Origin of the sequence: Lentzea indica, assembly GCF_012184385.1 — a bacterium.
Taxonomy (GTDB): Bacteria; Actinomycetota; Actinomycetes; order Mycobacteriales; family Pseudonocardiaceae; genus Lentzea; species Lentzea indica.
The window spans coordinates 1-15400 of record NZ_VSRL01000214.1; the positions used below are offsets into that span (position 1 = coordinate 1).

Sequence of the window (15400 nt, forward strand, 5' to 3'; positions counted from 1 at the left end):
CACACGCCAGGACCGCGATTGTCGGGGACACCGTCGACCGGCCACTGCCGCACGGCGTCGGCCAGCGCCTCCTGCACGGCGTCCTCGCACGCGTCGAACTGACCGTGCCGGTGCACGAGCGTGGCGAGGACCTGCGGCGCGAGTTCGCGCAGCAGGTCCTCGAAGTGGTGCACGGTCACAGGTGCATGACCTGCCGGACCTCCATCGGGAACTCGGTGTGCTCGACCACCCGCGCCGCGATCTCGAGCGCGCGTTCCTCGGTGGCGTCGATGATCCAGTAACCGGCCAGCGACTCCTTGATCTCCGCGAACGGCCCGTCCGTCGGCACCGGCACGCCGTTCTGGAAGCGCACGGTCTTCGCCTGGCTCGGGTCGATGAGCTTGCTGCTCGCCACGAGCTCGCCGGAGTCCCGCAGCTCCTGGTCGAGCTTCATCATGTGCTCCTGCATGCCCGTGATCCAGTCGGGAGAACGGTTCTCCAGCGTGGCGCCGAGGCCCCCGAACATCATGATCATGTATTTCACGTCGCTCCTTTCGCCGGCACCCGGTCCGGGTGCTCGCCTGTGGTCGGAGCGGTCACCCGGTTCTCGACGTCCAAGCCCCGAAATTGTCGGACCCGCCGCCTGCCGTGGCCACACGAGCGACTCGTAGGAGAACGTCGTGGAGCTGTTTATCCGCCCTCACAACGGGTAATTCCGTCGACGCCGCAGCAGCTGAGCGGTCCACGAAGGAGTCCCGATGAGCAGCCATCGACGTGAGGTCGCGGCGCTCTGCGCGCCGCTGACCGACGCCGGTGACTTCGACGTGCTGCTGGACCGCGTCAGCGACGCACCGGTGGTCATGATCGGTGAGGCCAGTCATGGCACCCACGAGTTCTACCGGTGGCGCGCCACCCTCACCCAACGGCTGATCACCGACAAGGGCTTCTCGTTCGTCGCCGTGGAAGGCGACTGGCCGGACTGCGATCGGGTGGACCGCGCGGTGCGCTGCTCCCCCGGCGCACCAGAGGATCCGCGCTCGGCGCTGGTGGTCTTCGACCGGTGGCCGACGTGGATGTGGGCCAACGAGGAGGTTCTCGACTTCTGCCGCTGGCTGCGAGCCCACAACGCCGCGCTCGATGCCCACGAGCGGGTGGGCTTCCACGGCCTGGACGTGTACTCGCTGTGGGAGTCGCTGCGCGAGATCATGATCCACCTGCGCGAGCACGATCCCGCCGAGGTGCCCACCGCGTTGGCCGCCTACCGCTGCTTCGAGCCCTACGGCGAGAGCGCTCAGGACTTCGCGATGGCCGCCCGTCTGATCCCCACGAGCTGTGAGAACGAGGTGGTCGACCTGTTGGTGCGCCTGCGTGAACGGGCCGCGGCCGACGGCGGCGACGCGTTCGGGGCGTGGCAGAACGCCGAGGTCGTGGCCGGGGCCGAGCGGCACTACCGGGCCATGGTGTCCGGCGGGCGGGAGGCGTGGAACGTCCGTGACCGGCACATGGACGACACGCTGCACCGGCTCCTGGGGCACTACGGCCCTGGTGCCAAGGCCGTCGTCTGGGCTCACAACACGCACGTCGGCGATGCCCGTGCGACCAGCATGGCCTCGCGCGGAGAAATCAACATCGGCCAGCTCGCCCGTGTCCGGCACGGCGAGGACCAGGTGGTGCTCGTCGGTTTCGGCAGCCACCGCGGCACCGTCGTCGCCGGCGACTCCTGGGGTGCGCCGATGCGCGAGATGCCCGTGCCGGCGGCCCGGCCCGGCTCGCTGGAGGACGTCCTGCACGCTTCCGCACCGGAGCAGGCGCTCATGGTGTTCCCCCGCGACGACCGCCCCGGCCTGCTCACCACCGAACTCGGCCACCGTGCCATCGGCGTGGTCTACCACCCCGAACGCGAACGGTGGGGCAACTACGTGCCCACGGTGCTCGGCGATCGCTACGACGCATTCCTCTGGATCGACCAGACGCGCGCGCTGCATCCGTTGCACACCCGTCAGATCGACACACTGGAGCCGGAGACTATCCCAGCGGCACCTGAGGCTTCGCGGCCTCAGGTGCCGCAGGAGCTGTTCGAGCCGCTGCCGGGCGAAGTCGATGAACGGCACGGCCTCCACCAGCTCGCAGCGGGCGGCCCCGATGACGTGGTGCCGAGCCAGGCCACGATCAGCCCACTCGGCACCTATGCGCGGAAAGTGCGTGTCGTTGTCGTTGCCCACGTCCGGTGCTTCGAGCCAGACCCGCTGCCCCTCGACGACGTAGGGGAACCGGCGGAGCTTCGTCCGGTGCACGGGCAGCAGCGACTCCGCGTGGTGCAGGAAGGAGTTGCGGTTGTGGCCCACCCCGAGCAGCAGAATCCCCGCTCGCAGCCCGTAGAGCCTGTGGAACGGCGAGTCCGCCCCCAGCGCGTAGGCGAACGGCTGGTACCCGGTGATGTCCTTCGCCGCCGCGCCCACCGCCGCCACCGAAGCCTGCGGATGCCCGCTCCGCACCCTGTCCGGTTCGGCCAGCACGGCGGTGGGAATCGCGCCCATCTGGGTGGGAAACGCGTCGTGGAACAGCGGAACGCGCATCCTGGCCTCGTCGACATCGGGAATGCCCGCGGTCCGGCAGTCCGGGTGAGGATCGGTGATGACGTCACCGGTGAACGTCGGAACCACGACGGTGCCGGACTCGCCCACACAATGCCGAAGCGCGCGAACGACCGTCTTCGCGCCACCCTCGACCTCACCGAACGCCGACAGCGACGAGTGCACCACGAGCGTCGCACCCTCGGACACACCGAGCGCCCGAAGGCCTCGGCGGAGGAGGTCGAAACCGAGCGGTGTCACCGGGTCAGACCTACCCTCCGCACACCGTGCCCGCAACGTGGCCGGGCCTCAACGACGGGCGGGCTCCTGCTGGAGCACGATGTTCTCGACAACCGCACGCGCTGAGATCGCCGGCCGTCCGAGCAGGTCTTCCAGAGCCGGGTCGTGACCGCGAACTCGCCGGCTCGCGCCGCGCGGAACATGCCGAGCGTGAACTCGGCCGCCGCGGCCGGCATGCCCTGGGCGGTCACCGCGGCCTTCCACTCCTCGTCGTCGACGACGACCCGCGTGATCGTCCGTCCGGTGACCTCGCTGAGAATCCGTGCCACGTCGGCGAAGTCGAGCAGTTCGGGCCCGGTCAGCGGCGGTGTCACGCCGTCGAGTGCGCCGGGGCGCGTCAAGGCGATGACGTCCGCCTCGGCGAGGTCGGCGTGTGCGGTCCACGAGACCGGGCCGTCCGCCGGGAGCCGGAGCTCACCGGTCCGCAGCGCAGCGGGCGCGTAGAGCTCGAAGGTGCTCGCGTAGAAGCCGTGGCGCAGTGCGGTGTGGGCGATGTCCTGCTCGGCCAGGTGCTTCTCCGTCGACGCGTGCTGCCGCCCGGGGTCGAACAACGAGCCGGGCGAGGCCACCTGGTGGCTGGTGTAGAGCACGCGCGAGGCGCCCGCTCGCACGGCAGCGTCGATCGCGACCTTGTTCGCCCCGGCCGCCTGCGGGCCACGGATCGCGGCCGACACAACGAGCACCTGGCCGGCGCCCTCGAAGGCGTGGTCCAAGGTCGCCGGGTCCGTGAAGTCGCCGGCACGCGCACGAACCCCGCGGGCGGTGAGCGCCGCGGCCTTGTCCGGGTCACGCACGCTGACGCCGACGGTCTCGGCGGGAACGTGGTCGAGGAGCTTCTCAACGATCTTGCTGCCGAGCCTGCCGGTGGCTCCAGTGACGATGATCATGGCTTCCTCCAGCGTGAACCAGTGATTCACCAGAATGCTACCACTGATCCGAATCACTGATATCAGCATGCTGATACCATCGATCCATGTCGGAGTCGCCCACCACTGACACCCGGTCCGGGATCGTCGCCGCCGCAGCTCGCCTGCTCCGCACGGGCGGCGCCCGAGCGGTGACGACCCGCGCGGTCGCCCAGGAAGCGGGTGTGCCGCCCCCGACCATCTTTCGGCTTTTCGGCGACAAGGACGGCCTCCTGGAGGCGGTCGCGGAGCAGGTGATGGCCGACCACGTCGCCACCAAGGCGGCCACGGCCGCCGAAGAGAACGGCGACCCTGTCGAGGACCTGCGAGCCGCCTGGCGAGCTCGCATCGCCTTCGGCCTCGCCAACCCCGACGTGTTCCTGCTCCTCGTCGAGCCGGCGCGCCTGCGGCGCTCGCCCGCCTCCACCGCCGGGGCCGAGGTGCTGCGGCTCCGAGTCACACGGGTGGCGGCCGCCGGGTTGTTGAAGGTCTCAGAAGCGCGGGCGGTCGACATGATCCACGCCGCCGGCACTGGCGCCGTGCTCGCGCTGCTGAGCCGGCCCGAGGACAGTCGCGATCCGGAGCTCGCCGAGGCGATGCTGGACGCGGTCCTCGGCGAGATCCTCACCTCGACGCCGGTGCGGCTCGACTCCGAGCCCATCGCCCTCGCGGTCGCGTTCCTGGCGGCTCTTCCTCATCTTCCGGCGCTCAGCGACGCGGAACGAAGCCTGCTTTCGGAGTGGCTCACCCGCGCCATCGCCGGACTCCAGAACCGGCGATGACGCGGGCGCTGCCCACTCAGACCTTGCGGCCCACGCCCGCGAAGGTGGAGGTCCACGCGGGATCGCCGGTCTCGTCGCCGGGGTCGGGGTGCCATTCGGTCAGGTACACCACGCCTGGCTCGATCAGTTCGAGACCGGTGAACAGGTCGGTGATCTCGGCGCGGGTGCGCATCGAGAAGTCGGTGACCCTGCTGCGGTACTGCTCCGTGGCGTCCTCGGTGCGCTGAGGTGTCTTCCCCTCCAGGCTGGCGTGCGAGATCACGAGGTAGCTGCCGGGAACGACGGCGTCCAGGTAGCGCCGGATCGCGGCGGCCGGATCGTCCTCGTCCGGCACGAAGTGCAGCACGGCGACCATCAGGATCGCGATCGGCTGGGAGAAGTCCAGCAGCTCCCGCACCTGCGGGTCGTCCAGGATCTTTTCCGGTGACCGCAGGTCGCCCCGCACCGCCGTCGCGCGGTCGACGCCCTGCAGGATCGCACGGCCGTGCGCGACCGCGACCGGGTCGACGTCCACGTAGACGATTCGGCAGTCCGGGTTGAGCCGCCAGGCGATCTCGTGCACGGTGCCCACCGTGGGAATGCCCGCGCCCAGGTCGAGGAACTGCGTGATCCCCTGCTCGACCAGGTGGCGCACCGCGCGGCGCAGGAACGACCGGTTGGCCTGCAGGATCAGCGGCAGCTCCGGCATGACCTCGGTGATCTTGCGCGCCACGTCGCGATCCACCTGGAAGTTGTGGAACCCGCCCAGATGCACGTCGTAGACCCGCGCCGGGCTCGGCTTGTCCACGTCGATGTCCGGGCCTGCCCACGCTGGTCGTTCCATGCTGACACCCTCGCCCTTCGGCCTGACCGTCGATCGATCCGGCACACGCTATCGCGCGGTGACCCGATTGGCCGATCCGCCAAGCAGGCGGCGAGTCTTGCCCGCGACAGTCCCGCGGGCAAGGCGCCGAGTTCTCCGTTCAGCACTTCACCCAGTAGTTCGGTGAGGTCTGGCGAATGCTGCTGGTGGTGTAGGTGTTCCACAACCCGAGCGACTGGCTGGAGCCCATCGCGTAGGTCAGTCCCGCCGCGGCGTAGGCACGACCGGCGGTGGTGTGTGCGTAGTTGCTCGCGGTCACGCACTCCGGTAGCGGCTGCGTCGTGGTCGTCGTGGGCGCGGTGGTCGACGTCGGCTGCCCACCACCGGCCATCGCCTTGACCATGTTCACCACGGCGGTCATCTGCGGGCCGGTCTTGAGCGGGTACTGGGCGGACTGGTAACCCCACCAGTCCCAGCAGCCGCGCGGGTTGCCGGTCATCGTGGTGGCCTGCGGGTAGAGCACGATCATGTTGTTGGTGTCGGCGTACTCGTTGAGGTAGCCCTTGTCCATCAACGCGTTGCCGACGAGACCGTAGTACTGGTAGCAGCCGTGCAACGTCACCATCAACTTGCACGGCCCGGTCTCGCACGCCTGCGGCACGTAGGCGAAGCCCTCGCGGCCCATGCTGACCGACGCCGGGTTGCCGCCGGGCACGTGCCGGCTCTGGTCGAACTGGACGAGCTTGCCGGTGAGCGTCGAGGCCGCCGCGTTCACCTGACCGAACAGATGCCCCAGCATCTCCTTCACCGGATCGGTGGTTCCGCACTTGTTGACGTACGGCGACGACGTGGAACCGCAGCTGTTCGGGCCGATCGGGCTTATCCAGGCGTGCCCGGCCGCGGTGGTGTTGTTGTAGACGACCCTCGCGCCGAAGTCGCGGTAATAGGTGGCGAGGTCGTCGTTCACCGCCCGGTCGACCGTGTCGTCAGCGCTGCCGTGGAACAGCCACACCGGGTCACCGGACAGGTTCTGCGGCGGGTCGACGGTGCCCGCCGCCGCCCGGCTCCTGGTCAGCTGCTCCAGCTCGGCCGGCGTCTTGCGCTTTTGAAAGGTGTCCATGCACGCGTACAGAGCGGTGTTCACGCTGTTCTGGGCGCAGTCGTAGGCACCGGCGGAGAAGATGCCCGCGCCTTGGAAAAGGCCGGAATACGCGACATGGAGCTGATTGGCCATGTAGCCACCGGACGACAACCCGCTGACATAGGTGCCGGTGATGTCGTACTTGTCGAGACTGCCGGGCTGCGGTGTCGGCGCCGCCGCCATCGACATCGACAGGGAGGTCGCGGCCAACCCGGTGGCCGCCGCGAGCGCCAGCAACACGTTCCTCATTCGCATGTGTTCGCCTCCGTCATTGCAGGCAGGACATGTGATCGAATCCATGGATCGTGAAATCACCGGTGGCCTCGAGGTTAGAAGCGCTCAAAAGGCAGCACCACGTGTGCGGCCGATACCTTGCATCGCCGTCCGACGTCGAGGGACACCATAGATCCGGCCGATGAACGCGGATATGGTGCGTAATGAGGTGTGTCAATCACCAGATCAAATCGAACGCGCGATCTGAGGTTCTTCCGAAAACTCGGGGAGCTGATTGCGCGGGGTCCAGCGCAGGTGAACGTTCCTGTCCGGCAGGTCCGCCCGCAGCAGCGACAGACGCGGTCGTACGGCGTCAGTGCGCGAGGTCGGCGGCTTGCGGCTGCCTGCCCGGTACTGCACGGGCCACTGGGCCCCTGCGCCGCGGTACTCCTGTTCGGCCGCCGCGTGCAGGGTCCAATGCGGGTCGTACAGATGCGTGCGGCCGATCGCGCACAGGTCCGCGCGGCCAGCCAGCAGGATGGAGTTGACGTCGTCGTAGGAGGCGATGGCGCCGACCGCGATGACCGCCGTGCCCGTGGCGGCGGCGACCTCGTGCCGGATCCGGTCGGCGAGCGGTGTCTGGTAGGAGCGGCCGTACGCCGGGCGCTCGTCCGCCGTGACCTGGCCCGAAGAGACGTCGATCGCGTCCGCCCCGTGGGCGATGAAGGCGCGGGCGATCTCCACGGCGTCGTGCTCGGTGTTGCCGCCGCTGGCCCAGTCGGTCGCGGAGATGCGCACGATCATCGGCCGCTCGGCCGGCCACACCGCGCGGACGGCGTCGAACACCTCCAACGGATACCGCAGCCGGTTGTGCAGCGAGCCGCCGTACGAGTCGGTGCGCTGGTTCGCGATCGGCGAGAGGAACGAGGACAGCAGGTAGCCGTGCGCGCAGTGCAGTTCGAGCAGGTCGAAACCCGCTTTGGCACCACGTCGGGCGGCGGCGACGAACTCGGCGGTGATCCGGTCCATGTCGTCACGGCCGGCCTCGCGCGGGACGGCTGATCCGGGTCCGTACGGCAGTGGTGACGGGCCGACGACCTCCCAGTTGCCGTCGGGCAGCGGTTCGTCCATGCCCTCCCACATCAGGCGGGTCGAGCCCTTGCGACCGGAATGGCCCAGCTGGAGACCGATGCGGGCGGTGCTCCGCTCGTGGACGAACGACACGATCCGCGCCCAGGAGTCGCGCTGCTCGTCGCTCCACAAACCGGTGCAGCCGGGAGTGATGCGGCCCTCCGGCGAGACGCACACCATCTCGGTCATCACCAGCCCCGCCCCGCCCATGGCCTTGGATCCCAGGTGGACGAGGTGGAAGTCGCCCGGCACGCCGTCGACCGCGGAGTACATGTCCATCGGCGAGACGATCACCCGGTTCTTCAGCTCCAGCCGCCCCAGCCGGAACGGCTGGAACATCGCCGGAGCCGTGCCCGGAAGACCTTGGGAGGCGGCGAAAGCAGCGTCGACGCGGTCGGCGAAGTCCGAGTCGCGGGTGCGGAGGTTGTCGTAGGTGATGCGGCGGGACCGCGTCAGCAGGTTGAAGCAGAACCGGGTCGCCTCCTGGTGGGCGTACATGCCGATGTTCTCGAACCATTCCAGGGAAGCCTGGGCGGCTCGCTGCGTCGACTCCACGACGGGGCGCCGCTCGGCCTCGTAGGCCGTCAACGCGGCCTCGACGTCCTGGTGTTCGTGCAGACAGGCGGCAAGGGCGAGCGAGTCCTCCATCGCCAGTTTGGTGCCGGACCCGATCGAGAAGTGCGCGGTGTGCGCGGCGTCGCCGACCAGGACGAGGTTGCCGTGGTGCCAACGCTCGTTGCGCACGGTGGTGAAGCTGAGCCACTTCGAGTTGTTGGCGAACACCTGGTGCCCGGCCAGTTCCTCGGCGAACAGCTCCCGGATCCGCTCGACGGCACGATCATCGGACACACCCGGCGCAAACTCCTGAGCGGTGTCGAACCCGGCACGGCGCCAGACGTCCTCGTGCATCTCGACGATGAACGTGGAACCGCTGTCGGAGTAGGGATAGCCGTGGACCTGCACGGTGCCCCACTCGGTGTCCTTGATGAAGAACTGGAACGCCTCGAAGACCCGATCGGTGCCGAGCCACATGTACTTGTTGTGCCGGCGGTCCAGGGTCGGGCGGAAAACGTCCGAAAAGGACTGTCGCACCAGTGAGTTGACGCCGTCCGCCCCGACCACCAGGTCGTGCGACGCGCGCAGGCCGACGATGTCGGGAGCGGGCGTCGAGAAGTGCACCACCACGCCGAGATCGCGGCACCGCGCCTGCAGCAGGCCGAGCAACTCCTTGCGGCTCATGGCGGCGAACCCCTGACCGCCGACGGTGTGACTCTCCCCGCGGTGGTGGATGTCGATGTCCGTCCACCTCGCGAACCTGCGCGCCATGGCATCGGCGAACTCCGGGTCGGCGTTCTCGATTCCGCCGAGCGTCTCGTCGGAGAACACCACGCCGAAGCCGAAGGTGACGTCGGCGGCGTCGCGTTCCCAGACGGTGATGTCGTGCGCCGGGTCGAGCTGCTTCATCAGCGCGGCGAGGTACAGGCCACCGGGCCCGCCGCCGACGATGGCGATCCTTTTGGCAGCGGTCTTCACGTGAGCACCTCGTCCTCGACGATCTTGCGGAGCGCGAAGCGCTGCAGCTTGCCGCTGGCGTTGCGCGGCAACGAGGTGCGGAACCGGACCTCGCGCGGGTACTTGTAGGGCGCGATGATCCGCTTGACGTGGTCCTGGATCTCCCGCGCCTTCACGTCGTCGCCCTGCACGCCGTCGCGCAGCACCACGAAAGCGCACACGACCGAGCCGCGTTCGTCGTCGGGCTTGGCGACGACGGCCGACTCCAGCACGTCGGGGTGCGTGTCGATGGCCTCCTCGACCTCCGGCCCGCCGATGTTGTACCCGGAGGAGACGATCATGTGGTCGCTGCGGGCGTGGTAGTGGAAGTAGCCGTCCTCGTCCCGGTGGAAGATGTCACCGGTGACGTTCCAGCCGCCCACCACGTAGTCCTTCTGCCGCTCGTCGTCGAGGTAGCGGCAGCCGACCGGTCCGATGACGCCCAGCCGTCCCGGCTCGCCGGGGCCGAGCTCCTCACCGTCGGGGCCGAGCACGGTGGCGCGGTAGCCGGGCACCGGCTTGCCGGTGGCGCCGGGACGGATGTCGTCGCCTGCGGCGGAGATGAAGATGTGCAACAACTCCGTGGCACCGATGCCGTCGATCACCTTGAGCCCGAGCCGGTCCCGCAGCCGCTCCCAGGTCTGCTGGGGGATGTGTTCACCGGCCGACACCGCGGTCCGCAACCCGGCGAGCTTCTCGTCGACACCGTCCCGCAAGATCGCTTTGTACGCCGTCGGCGCCGTCGCGAGCACCGTGACACCGTGCTGCGCAACGAGATCCGCGACCTGCGCGGGGGTGGCGGCCTCGGTCAGCAGGGCGCAGGCGCCTGCCCGCAAAGGAAACACGACGAGCATGCCCAGGCCGAACGTGAAGGCGAACGGCGCGGTGCAGGCGACGAGGTCGTTCTCGTTCAGCTTCAGCACGTGGCGGCCGAAGGTGTTGTCGATGGACAGGACGTCGCGGTGGAAGTGCGCGGTGATCTTGGGAGAACCGGTGCTCCCGGACGTGGGCGCCAGCAGCGCCACGTCGTCGGCGGCGGTGTCCACGGCGGTGAACTCCCCCGGCTTCGTTGCGCACCGCACCGCGAGGTCGTCGTACGTCACCACCGTCAGCGACGGCAGCGCGCGAACGTCCTCAGCGAACCGGTCATCCACCAACGCGATCGAGGGACGGGTCCGCTCCACGATCGGCGTGAGCTCGCGGGTCCGCAAGGCCGCCATCGTGGTCACCACGACGCCGCCGGCCTTGAGCACGCCGAGCCACGCGGCCACCGTCCACGGGTTGTTGGGTGAACGCAGCAGAACCCGGTGTCCCGGAGCGAGACCGAGGTCCTCGGTGAGCACCTGAGCGACCTGGTTGGCGCGGGTTCGCAGCTCGCCGTAGGACCAGACTTCGCCGGACGGCGTGCGCAGCGCCGGGCGGCCGGGTCCGAACTTCGCGGCCGGGACGTCGATGAGCTCGGTGGCGGCGTTGAGTCGTTCCGGGTAGGTCAGCTCCGGCGTCGTGAACTCGATCGTCGGCCACAGCGCCACGGGAGGGAGGTGGTCGCGAGCGAAGGTGTCCATGTGAGTCCTTCCGCGAGCGGCGGGTCAGGAAGCGCGGATCATGCCCTCCTGGGCAACGGTGGCGAGGTGAACGTGGTCGCGGGTGAAGAAGCGGCCGGAGCCCAGGCCGCGGCCCGCGTCGGCGGCGACCGCTTCCTGCACGTAGAGCAGCCAGTCGTCGACAAGGCCCTGGCGGTGGAACCACATGGAGTGGTCGAGGCTCGCGGTCACCAGTCCTGGCCTGGCCCACGGCAGGTCGAGCACCCGCAGGACGGGTTCCAGGATCGTGTAGTCGCACACGTAAGCCAGCGCGGCCAGGTCCCGCTGGGCGTCGGTCAGTCCCTCGACGGGGCGCAGCGGGTCGAAGGGCTTGATCCACACCGCCTGCTGCGACACCCGCTCGCCGTCGACCTCGAGGTAGACGGGGCCGGGCACGTGCCGCATGTCGAAACTCCGGCCACCGGACCAGTAGGCCTTCGACTCCTCCGTCATCGAGCCACCGCTTCGCGCGGCGAGGTAGTCCGCCGAACTCGGCAGGTCCTCCGGGTCGGGCAGTCCCCCGGTGAACTCGGCCTGGAAGCTGCCACCGGCCTCACCGGCGGCGAAGTTCGCCAGGCAGACGTAGAGGGGCTTGCCGTTCTGGTAGCCGCGAACCTGGCGGGTGCTGTAACCCCTGCCGTCGCGCAGCACCTCGACCTCGTAGCGGACCTGCGCGCCGATGTCGGCCGGGCGCAGGAAGTAGCTGTGCATGGAGTGCAACGACTTGCCGTCGGTCACCGATCGCATGGCCGCGGCCGCCGCGGCGGCGACCAGGTCGCCGCCGTACGCCTTGGGCCACGGGCAGGGCTGGGTGACGGCGGTGAAGGCCAGGTCGAAGTGCTGCGGCTCGGCCTGGCTCAGCGTGATGGCGTCCGTGAAGACCTCGGAGGTCGCGAGGGTCCCGGCCGTCATCGGTCCAGCCAGTCGCGAAGGTCTTCGTCCGGGACGTCGGCGAGGTTGACGACGATGTTCTCCGGGGTCCGCGTCGTCATCCACGTGAGCGGTTTCGTGCGGTCGAGGTTGCACTCGATGTGCGGCATGAACGGCGGCACGAAGACCCAGTCGCCCTCTTCCATGTCGACGTAGTCCTCGAACTTCTCGCCGAAGTAGATCCGCGCCCTGCCGGACAGGACGTAGCCGCCGGTCTCGGCCTCACCGTGGTGGTGGGTGACCGAGCGGTAGCCGGGCTCGTTGGTCACCTTGCCGAACCACAGTCTCGTGGCCGGGGTGTGCTGGATGCTCACACCGGAGATCCGGATCGCGCCACCGGAGTCGGCGGTGTCCGGGTTCTCGAAGCCGCCCCGCGTCACCACGGGGGCGACGATCCCGCTGGGCAGCCGGTACATCGAGTTGTCGCCTTCGAGCTGGTACTTGCTCAGGTCGGGCTCCATATATCGCATTCTTCACCGCCGTCAGATATTGTCAATACGCATGAGGCCTGTAGCAGTGAACCCGGCCAGCCTGCCCACACCGCGCGGCTACTCGCACGGGACGCTCGCCGGAAACACGCTCCACCTGGGCGGACAGACCGCTCTCGACGCCGACATGAAGATCGTGCCGGGCGGCATCGTCGAGCAGTTCCGCCAGGCGTTCAGCAACGTGCTGACCACACTCCGCGAGGCGGGTGGCAAGCCGGAGGACCTGGTCAGCATCACGATCTACCTCACCGACATCCCGGACTACCAGGCCAACGGCAAGGAGATCGGCAAGGTGTGGCGCGAGCTCGCCGGACCCGTCTACCCCGCCATGGCGGGTATCGGCTGCACCGCGCTGTGGCAGCCGGAGGCCCTGATCGAGATCCTCGGCGTGGCTGTGATTCCGGAAGACCGGCTGGTCACTCCGATTCAGAAATAGCGTTTCCATGATCTACGAAATGTGAACGCGATACATGGAAGGCTGACGAGTGAAGCTCGCTTCCTTGACCGTCGACGGCGTCCGCCGTGCCGCAGCCGTGGACGCGACGGACCGGTTCGTCTCGTTGCCGCCCAAGGATGCCCGCAGGAACGAGACGGACCGGTCCGTCGCGTTACTTCCCGGGCATGATCGTGTTCGACCGGCCGGGCCTCGGGCCGGGCATGTCGGCAGCAACGAGACGGACCGGTTCGTCGCGTTGCTGCCCAGGCACGTCGGCACGGTCGACGACATCGTCCGGGGCGGGACGGCGGCGGTGGATGCCGCCCGCGCCGCGGTGGCCGGCGCCGAGATCCGGCCGCTGTCCGAGGTCCGCCTGGAGTCGCCGCTGCACCGCTTCAACCGCGACATCCTGTGCACCGGCTGGAACTACCTGGACCACTTCGAGGAGTCGAGGGGCAAGCGCGAGGGACAGGATCCCGTGTCCGTTCCGGAGCGCCCCACTTTCTTCACCAAAGGCCCGGACACGGTCATCGGCCCGACCGACGACATCGCCTACGACCCGGACATCTCCACGAGCTGGGACTACGAGGCCGAGATCGCGATGGTGATCGGCCGCGACGGCCGGTCGATCCCGGAGGAGAAGGCACTGGAGCACGTCTTCGGCTTCCTCGTCGCCAACGACGTCTCCCAGCGCGATCTTCAGCGCGCGCACGGCGGGCAGTGGCTCAAGGGCAAGAGCCTCGACGCCACGATGCCGCTCGGCCCGTGGCTGACCACAGCCGATGAGATCGACGACCTCGCAGGACTGCAAGTGCAGTGCGAAGTCAACGGCCGTCTGCTGCAGAACGCCTCCAGCGGACAGATGGCGTTCTCGTTCGCGCGGATCATCGCCGAGTTGAGCCACGGCATGACGCTGCGCGCCGGAGACGTGATCCTCACCGGCACGCCCAGCGGCGTCGGGAACGCTCGTGAGCCGCAGATCTTCCTGCGCGATGGCGATGTTGTCGTCACGCGGGTCAGCGGGCTGGGCGAGCTGCGCAACACCGTTACGCTGACGCAGCTGACCTGGGAATAGCAGAGGAGAGGGCCCTGAACGTCGCCGAAATGACCGCGGAGATCGGCCCGGCAACTCTTGCGGGGCGCGACCGGCTCGGCCCGCTCATCGTCACGATCTTCGGCCTGTACGCGCGCGGCGAGCACAACTGGCTCTCAGTGGCGTCCGTCGTGCAGCTCATGGCGGATCTCGGCGTCGAAGGCCAGGCCGTGCGGTCCTCGATCTCCCGGCTGAAGCGCCGTGGCGTGGTCCGCAGCGACCGCCGCGACGGCGCGGCCGGGTACGCCCTCGCGGAGCCGACGCTGGAGACGCTCGCGGAGGGCGACGCGCGGATCTTCGAGCGCAGGCGGGCGACCGCGGAGGACGGGTGGCTCGTGGTCGTGTTCTCCGTGCCCGAGTCCGAGCGTGAGAAGCGTCACGAGCTCCGCACCAGCCTGACCCAGCTCGGCTTCGGCACCGCGGCGCCCGGTGTGTGGGTCGCGCCGGGCAACCTGGCCACGGAGACCCGGCGGACCCTGGAACGCCGCGGACTGTCCGAGTACGTCGACATCTTCACCGGCCACCACTTCGCTTTCGGGGACCTGCGGTCGAAGGTGCGCGCCTGGTGGGACCTGGACGAGCTGGCGGACCTGTACGCGGACTTCGTGCGCCGCCATCGCCCCGTCCTCGACGCCGTCCCCGCCGGCATCACGACCCCTGAGCAGGCTTTCCAGACGTACGTGCCGATGCTGACCCAGTGGCGGCGCCTGCCCTACAGCGATCCGGGGCTCCCCCTGTCGCTCCTTCCTCCTGGGTGGAACGGCGTGACCGCGGAAGCGCTGTTCGAGAAGCTGAACAACACGTTGAGCGCACCGGCGCGCGAGCACGCCTTGGCCGTGATCCACGCGCGCGGGTAGCACCCGCCACAGTCCGATGTGGACAAACCGGGCGATCGGCGCACTTGGCTCGTGACCGACCGTTAGTACACATCCGGCTCGATGGCAAGGACTTGGCACGGGACGGAGCTTCGTTCAAGATGCCGCGGGTGCAGAGTGCGGCGGGATTCGGTGACAGCGGTGAGATCTCCGGTGTCGCGTGGTCATCACGACGCTCGAGCTCCGAAAAGTCCACTGCGGACACGGCGATGGACGAGGTCCTGATCGCGGCGCGCCGAGGCGACGAGGACGCCTTCCGCGCCCTCTACCGTGACGTCCAGCCGAAGCTCCTGCGGTACCTCCAGGTGCTGGTGGGAGCGGATGCGGAGGACGTGGCGTCCGACGCCTGGCTGCAGATCGCGCGGGACCTGGGATCGTTCCGCGGGAACGTCGACGGGTTCCGCGGCTGGGCGACCACGATCGCCCGCAACCGCGCGATGGACCACCTGCGCCGTCAGCAGCGGCGGCCGGTCGTGCACGGGACGGTCGAGGACGTGACCGAGCCCGCGGGGCAGGAGGACACCGCCCAGGCAGCGGTGGACTCCGTGGCCACCGACGCCGCGCTGGCGCTGATCGCCAGGCTGCCGAGGGACCAGGCCGAGGCCGTGCTGTTGCGGG

General features: G+C 69.1%; 13 protein-coding genes and 3 pseudogenes. 6 read left to right on the forward strand and 10 right to left on the reverse strand.

Annotation, left to right across the window (positions count from 1 at the left end; translation table 11 throughout):
- Window positions 1-173, reverse strand: a pseudogene (locus tag FXN61_RS53335) (RNA polymerase sigma factor); the annotation flags it as partial.
- A gap of 2 nt (window positions 174-175) precedes the next feature.
- The gene (locus tag FXN61_RS37450; protein ID WP_188135903.1) at window positions 176-514 is read right to left on the reverse strand and encodes a YciI family protein; all 339 of its coding nucleotides are present in this window, start codon (window positions 512-514) and stop codon (window positions 176-178) included.
- A 325-nt stretch (window positions 515-839) separates the two neighbouring features.
- Here FXN61_RS37450 and FXN61_RS37455 point away from each other — a divergent pair.
- Window positions 840-1892, forward strand: a pseudogene (locus FXN61_RS37455) (erythromycin esterase family protein); the annotation flags it as partial.
- Between the two features lie 222 nt (window positions 1893-2114).
- Here FXN61_RS37455 and FXN61_RS37460 read toward each other — a convergent pair.
- Both FXN61_RS37460 and FXN61_RS37465 read right to left on the reverse strand, forming a co-directional pair.
- Window positions 2115-2813: pseudogene (locus FXN61_RS37460) on the reverse strand (AAC(3) family N-acetyltransferase); the annotation flags it as partial.
- Window positions 2810-3769, reverse strand: coding sequence for an SDR family oxidoreductase (locus FXN61_RS37465; protein WP_312878301.1), 960 nt, complete (start codon window positions 3767-3769; stop codon window positions 2810-2812). The pseudogene FXN61_RS37460 and the gene FXN61_RS37465, both read right to left, overlap by 4 nt.
- Window positions 3770-3825: 56 nt before the next feature.
- Between FXN61_RS37465 and FXN61_RS37470 the strand changes: the two genes are divergently transcribed.
- Window positions 3826-4539, forward strand: coding sequence for a TetR/AcrR family transcriptional regulator (locus FXN61_RS37470; RefSeq protein WP_167978667.1), 714 nt, complete (start codon window positions 3826-3828; stop codon window positions 4537-4539).
- A gap of 16 nt (window positions 4540-4555) precedes the next feature.
- Here the strand turns inward: FXN61_RS37470 and FXN61_RS37475 are convergent, their stop codons facing one another.
- The 6 genes from FXN61_RS37475 to FXN61_RS37500 form a co-directional block, all read right to left on the reverse strand.
- Window positions 4556-5362, reverse strand: a complete 807-nt coding sequence (locus tag FXN61_RS37475) for an SAM-dependent methyltransferase (RefSeq protein ID WP_167978668.1) — start codon at window positions 5360-5362, stop codon at window positions 4556-4558.
- A 139-nt stretch (window positions 5363-5501) separates the two neighbouring features.
- On the reverse strand, window positions 5502-6737 hold the full coding sequence (locus tag FXN61_RS37480; protein ID WP_167978669.1) for an extracellular catalytic domain type 2 short-chain-length polyhydroxyalkanoate depolymerase: 1236 nt from the start codon (window positions 6735-6737) through the stop codon (window positions 5502-5504).
- A gap of 204 nt (window positions 6738-6941) precedes the next feature.
- Window positions 6942-9359: a bifunctional salicylyl-CoA 5-hydroxylase/oxidoreductase gene (locus FXN61_RS37485; protein ID WP_167978670.1), complete on the reverse strand. Its 2418-nt coding sequence runs from the start codon at window positions 9357-9359 to the stop codon at window positions 6942-6944.
- Window positions 9356-10942 (reverse strand): AMP-binding protein, encoded by a 1587-nt coding sequence (locus FXN61_RS37490; RefSeq protein ID WP_167978671.1) that lies wholly within the window; start codon window positions 10940-10942, stop codon window positions 9356-9358. The genes FXN61_RS37485 and FXN61_RS37490 overlap by 4 nt, the downstream gene beginning before the upstream one ends.
- Before the next feature lie 24 nt (window positions 10943-10966).
- Window positions 10967-11872: an acyl-CoA thioesterase gene (locus tag FXN61_RS37495; protein WP_167978672.1), complete on the reverse strand. Its 906-nt coding sequence runs from the start codon at window positions 11870-11872 to the stop codon at window positions 10967-10969.
- The gene (locus tag FXN61_RS37500) at window positions 11869-12351 is read right to left on the reverse strand and encodes a cupin domain-containing protein (RefSeq protein ID WP_167978673.1); all 483 of its coding nucleotides are present in this window, start codon (window positions 12349-12351) and stop codon (window positions 11869-11871) included. Before FXN61_RS37500 ends, FXN61_RS37495 begins: the two co-directional genes overlap by 4 nt.
- Window positions 12352-12391: 40 nt before the next feature.
- Here FXN61_RS37500 and FXN61_RS37505 point away from each other — a divergent pair, with 40 nt between their 5' ends.
- The 4 genes from FXN61_RS37505 to FXN61_RS37520 form a co-directional block, all read left to right on the forward strand.
- Window positions 12392-12814, forward strand: coding sequence for a RidA family protein (locus tag FXN61_RS37505; RefSeq protein WP_167978674.1), 423 nt, complete (start codon window positions 12392-12394; stop codon window positions 12812-12814).
- 49 nt (window positions 12815-12863) lie between these two features.
- The gene (locus tag FXN61_RS37510) at window positions 12864-13889 is read left to right on the forward strand and encodes a fumarylacetoacetate hydrolase family protein (protein WP_223165774.1); all 1026 of its coding nucleotides are present in this window, start codon (window positions 12864-12866) and stop codon (window positions 13887-13889) included.
- A gap of 29 nt (window positions 13890-13918) precedes the next feature.
- Window positions 13919-14764, forward strand: a complete 846-nt coding sequence (locus FXN61_RS37515; RefSeq protein WP_167978675.1) for a PaaX family transcriptional regulator — start codon at window positions 13919-13921, stop codon at window positions 14762-14764.
- Window positions 14765-14883: 119 nt separating this feature from the next.
- A partial coding sequence (locus FXN61_RS37520; protein WP_223165775.1) for an RNA polymerase sigma factor occupies window positions 14884-15400 on the forward strand: 517 nt, incomplete at its 3' end.

Coding starts and splice junctions, on each gene's coding strand:
- FXN61_RS37515 (WP_167978675.1), top strand. CDS start 13,919: ATGACCGCGGAGATCGGCCCGGCAACTCTTGCGGGGCGCGACCGGCTC.
- FXN61_RS37505 (WP_167978674.1), top strand. CDS start 12,392: ATGAGGCCTGTAGCAGTGAACCCGGCCAGCCTGCCCACACCGCGCGGC.
- FXN61_RS37470 (WP_167978667.1), top strand. CDS start 3,826: ATGTCGGAGTCGCCCACCACTGACACCCGGTCCGGGATCGTCGCCGCC.
- FXN61_RS37495 (WP_167978672.1), bottom strand. CDS start 11,872: ATGACGGCCGGGACCCTCGCGACCTCCGAGGTCTTCACGGACGCCATC.
- FXN61_RS37480 (WP_167978669.1), bottom strand. CDS start 6,737: ATGCGAATGAGGAACGTGTTGCTGGCGCTCGCGGCGGCCACCGGGTTG.
- FXN61_RS37500 (WP_167978673.1), bottom strand. CDS start 12,351: ATGGAGCCCGACCTGAGCAAGTACCAGCTCGAAGGCGACAACTCGATG.
- FXN61_RS37450 (WP_188135903.1), bottom strand. CDS start 514: ATGATCATGATGTTCGGGGGCCTCGGCGCCACGCTGGAGAACCGTTCT.
- FXN61_RS37475 (WP_167978668.1), bottom strand. CDS start 5,362: ATGGAACGACCAGCGTGGGCAGGCCCGGACATCGACGTGGACAAGCCG.
- FXN61_RS37490 (WP_167978671.1), bottom strand. CDS start 10,942: ATGGACACCTTCGCTCGCGACCACCTCCCTCCCGTGGCGCTGTGGCCG.